Origin of the sequence: Candidatus Magnetobacterium casense (assembly GCF_019173545.1) — a bacterium.
Taxonomy (GTDB): Bacteria; Nitrospirota; Thermodesulfovibrionia; order Thermodesulfovibrionales; family Magnetobacteriaceae; genus Magnetobacterium; species Magnetobacterium cryptolimnobacter.
This window is the reverse complement of record NZ_JABXWD010000348.1, coordinates 1-3,556: the sequence shown is the minus strand read 5'-3', so window position 1 is coordinate 3,556 and position 3,556 is coordinate 1. Positions and strand designations below refer to the sequence as shown.

Annotated in this window: 6 protein-coding genes; 2 read left to right on the top strand and 4 right to left on the bottom strand. The window is 49.4% G+C overall.

Translation table 11 applies throughout. The features are described 5' to 3' along the window. The 3 genes from HWQ67_RS14595 to rpmB all read right to left on the bottom strand — a co-directional run. Positions 1 to 425, bottom strand: a 425-nt coding sequence (locus HWQ67_RS14595; protein ID WP_218253421.1) for a hypothetical protein, incomplete at its 3' end; no start/stop codon positions are given. Next, a complete protein-coding gene (locus tag HWQ67_RS14590) occupies positions 426 to 872 on the bottom strand; it encodes a DUF721 domain-containing protein (RefSeq protein WP_218253420.1) in 447 nt (148 codons plus the stop codon). Between the two features lie 29 nt (positions 873 to 901). Beyond that, a complete protein-coding gene (gene rpmB, locus HWQ67_RS20130) occupies positions 902 to 1,090 on the bottom strand; it encodes a 50S ribosomal protein L28 (RefSeq protein WP_320414572.1) in 189 nt (62 codons plus the stop codon). A 163-nt stretch (positions 1,091 to 1,253) separates the two neighbouring features. Between rpmB and fbp the strand changes: the two genes are divergently transcribed. Then, positions 1,254 to 2,210: a class 1 fructose-bisphosphatase gene (gene fbp / locus HWQ67_RS14580; protein ID WP_218253419.1), complete on the top strand. Its 957-nt coding sequence runs from the start codon at positions 1,254 to 1,256 to the stop codon at positions 2,208 to 2,210. Positions 2,211 to 2,293: 83 nt separating this feature from the next. Here the strand turns inward: fbp and HWQ67_RS14575 are convergent, their stop codons facing one another. Then, the gene (locus tag HWQ67_RS14575; RefSeq protein WP_218253418.1) at positions 2,294 to 2,854 is read right to left on the bottom strand and encodes a type IV pilin protein; all 561 of its coding nucleotides are present in this window, start codon (positions 2,852 to 2,854) and stop codon (positions 2,294 to 2,296) included. A 311-nt stretch (positions 2,855 to 3,165) separates the two neighbouring features. Between HWQ67_RS14575 and HWQ67_RS14570 the strand changes: the two genes are divergently transcribed. Then, positions 3,166 to 3,556, top strand: a 391-nt coding sequence (locus HWQ67_RS14570) for an SAM-dependent methyltransferase (RefSeq protein WP_255317303.1), incomplete at its 3' end; no start/stop codon positions are given.

The window sequence follows — 3,556 nt, the reverse complement described above, 5'->3', positions numbered from 1 at the left end:
TTTAGCTCCCGGCGTGTATTGTTGATCTCATCGAGGATGCGCTTATTTTCGGCGGGATATTCCTTGTGTGTTGCAACGAAGCGTTCAAGGTCGGCGTATGCAGCCGTGACCTCTGACATAGCATGTTGTGGATTGGCAGTGGCAGCCCTGTCAATGTCCAAGGCTCGTTGCCAGGGGTATACCGTGTTGACATCCAGGCCCTGTTCAAAGAGTATCCGCACCCAACGATTGAGCAGAAACACTCGTCGCTGAAGGTCATCAGTGGCATTAGGTCTCTGTCGTACCTCCTGACGGACACCGTTTATAAGCATCATCAGGTCTTTATCCTTATCCTTCAGGCTTTTGTCCTCTGCGGTTGAATCCTTACAGCGTATGGCGGTCAGCACCAGCAAGAGACACAGAAGGCAGGTCAGCGTTGCCTTCATCTAACGCCCCTTAGGCCTGGGATGCGACAAGGCCTTCTGCATTGTCTTTCGGATGATCGCCCTGAGTTCATCGTCTTTTATGATGGCGGTGGTGGTATCTATGAAGTGTTTGTCTTCATCGTTGAGCGGGACAAATGCTACGCTCTCTGTGGTGTTGCCTTTGGCTGTGGCTTTGACAACTCCCACCCGCAGCTTTATCGCCATGATCTTGTAGTCGCAGAGCTTTTCGAGGATGTGGCTCTGATAGCAGTGCAACTCCTGCAGCCACACGTGTGAGTCTACGTTGATATGCAGGGTGCCGTTTTTGAGGAAATCCGGATGGGTATGCAGTGACATCGGAGGTGGAAACAGCCTCTGCCAGTTGTCCTGTATCCTTTGCAGGTGCATAGCCTCCCCCAATCCAAGGTCGTTTATTATCGATTCAAAAAAGGAAGAGGCCTTTTCCACGTGTCCTTACACCCTGATAACGGATTCCTCTAAATGGCCTTTTTGATCAACCCTGAGTGCAGGCATCTTGTACAGATGCTTACCTTCCTGGGGCCCTTGTCGGTATGTGCCCGTATTGTTTGCAGATTGGGATGAAACCACCTGCGCGTTTTATTGTTGGCATGACTAACATTATTACCCGTCGTCTTCTTTTTGCCACAAACATAACAGACTGCCACTGTGTCAACCTCCTTTGTATATAAATTATATCCTCTATAATAACATTTTAAGCAAATTGTTACAAGTAGGACAGAACATTGTACTGACGTCTTACCTCCTTTACATATGTGTGCCATATGTAATAAAATAATAGTAACTTTTATCACAACAAGGAGGAACTTTATGCCCAAAATAGGAATGGATCTCAACAGATTCATATTAGAGGAGGAACGCAAATATCCCAACGCCACAGGGTCGCTGTCAATTGCCCTGATGTCGATAGAGACGGCCACAAAGATCATTGCCGCACACACCAGAATGGCCGGCCTTGCAGACATCTTCGGTAAGGCCGACAAGATAAACGTCCAGGGGGAGGAAGTACAGCGGCTGGATGAGTTTTCCAATGCCGTCCTTGTGAGCGTGCTCTCCGACAGCGGTCAGTTCTACGCTATAGCCTCCGAGGAGATGGACGACCCCATATATCCCGAAAAAGGAGTGGATGCCAAGTACATAATTGCCTTTGATCCACTGGATGGCTCAACCAACATAGAGGTTGGCATCAACATTGGCACCATTTTTTCGGTCTACAAGCGGATCACAGGCACCATGCATGACTTTATCCAGGGCGGATGCAGACAGGTGGCCGCCGGATATGTGATGTATGGCTCCTCGTGTATATTTGTCTATACCACCGGCTCGGAAGTAAACGGGTTTACCCTGGACCCGTCAAACGGTCTGTTCTTGTTGTCACACCCCAACCTGAAGATACCGCAAAAGGGCAAGACATATTCCGTCAACGAGTCCAATAGTCGCGGATGGCCACAAAAGACCCGAGACTACTTTGACTCTCTCAAGGACGAAGGCTACACGGCAAGGTTTATCGGTACAATGGTTGGAGATGTTCACAGAACACTGCTCAAGGGAGGTGTATTTGCCTATCCGTCTGATACCAAGAGCAAGAGCGGAAAGCTCCGCCTCCTGTACGAGGTCTTTCCCATGTCGATGATCGTCAGGATGGCCGGCGGAATGGCAACAGATGGCAACGGCACCATCTGCGACGTAAAACCCACGGAGATACATCAACGTACACCCGTCTTTCTGGGCAGTCAGTACGAAATCGAAAAGTTCCTCAACATGTAGCACACTTTAACGCAGAGACTCAAGCATGGCAGGTCGGGTAGCTCACATCTCCCTGTCTGCCGTGTTGGTCTGCGGTGGATATGTTACTTGGCCGTTACAATCTGGCTAAAGATGGGCAGGGTCGTATCCGTGGCATATGCAGTGATGTTAACGGTGCGATTACCGTTGGGTGTTAAAAAGACCTCTCCTTCGGTAGTGTGTGCCGTAACAAACAGTGCCTCTCCGGTTATTGGACTTGTGTCGCCTTTGCTGGTATGATGGTTGACAAAGTTATTGAGCAGGTTAGGCAGACCGCTTGGATATGACGTGTATGTGCTGGTGCTGGCCTGATTGAATATTGCCTGGCAGGTCTTACCAGTGGCCGTTGCATTAACGGCCTCAAAACACCCCTGACTCCCTGCACTGCTGGTTAATACTATGTATGGGTCACCTGCTATGTAGGAATCGAGATAGCCCTGAAGGTCAGCCACGGCGCCCTTTGCTCCAGCCTCAAGCGCCCTCAGCTTCGACTTCTCCCTCTGACCCAAAAACGCAGGCACCGCTATGGAAGTCAGTATCCCGATAATCGCTATCACTATCAGAAGCTCAACCAGCGTAAATCCTCCCTCATCCCTATTCCCTGTCAATGATATTGGTCTAAGCATAACACATACCCCTTATTTGTTTTTTCTATATATTTATAGTTTACGGTTTAAAACCGTCCTTTGTCTTTCCTCGCACATGCAAATACCCATCAATAATTATACCACATTAATGCTGCATACTGAAAAATAATTTGACTGAATAATCCTAGCCATGAAGCCTTAAAGTACAGCTATTCACCCCACTGCTGATTTCAGTTGTGCCTTAAAATGTCACCACGGTGACAAAACGCGTCACAGTGCCATCAACAGGTACAAAAAAAGTCATGAACAGGGATAATTTAGACTCACTTGTTTTATACTAGAACATTGCGATGAAAAAGAGGCTTGACATCGTCCTTGTGCAACGAGGGCTTATGCAATCAAGAGAGCGAGCCAGGGCGCTGATAATGGAGAACAAGGTCATGGTCAACGGCGTCCCCTGCACCAAACCTGGCACTGCCGTTGATGCTGACGCCGCCGTCATAACGCTCAGGGATTGCGACATGCCCTACGTAAGCAGGGGTGGGGTGAAGCTGGACTTTGCCCTGGAGCACTTCGGCGTCGATGTCGGTGGCATGACGGCCCTTGATGTTGGTGCCTCAACCGGGGGGTTTACGGATTGTCTGCTTGCTCATGGTGCCGTGCGGGTCTACGCCGTGGACGTCGGATACGGTCAACTGGCATGGCGACTGCAAAACGACGACAGGGTCATAACCATTGACA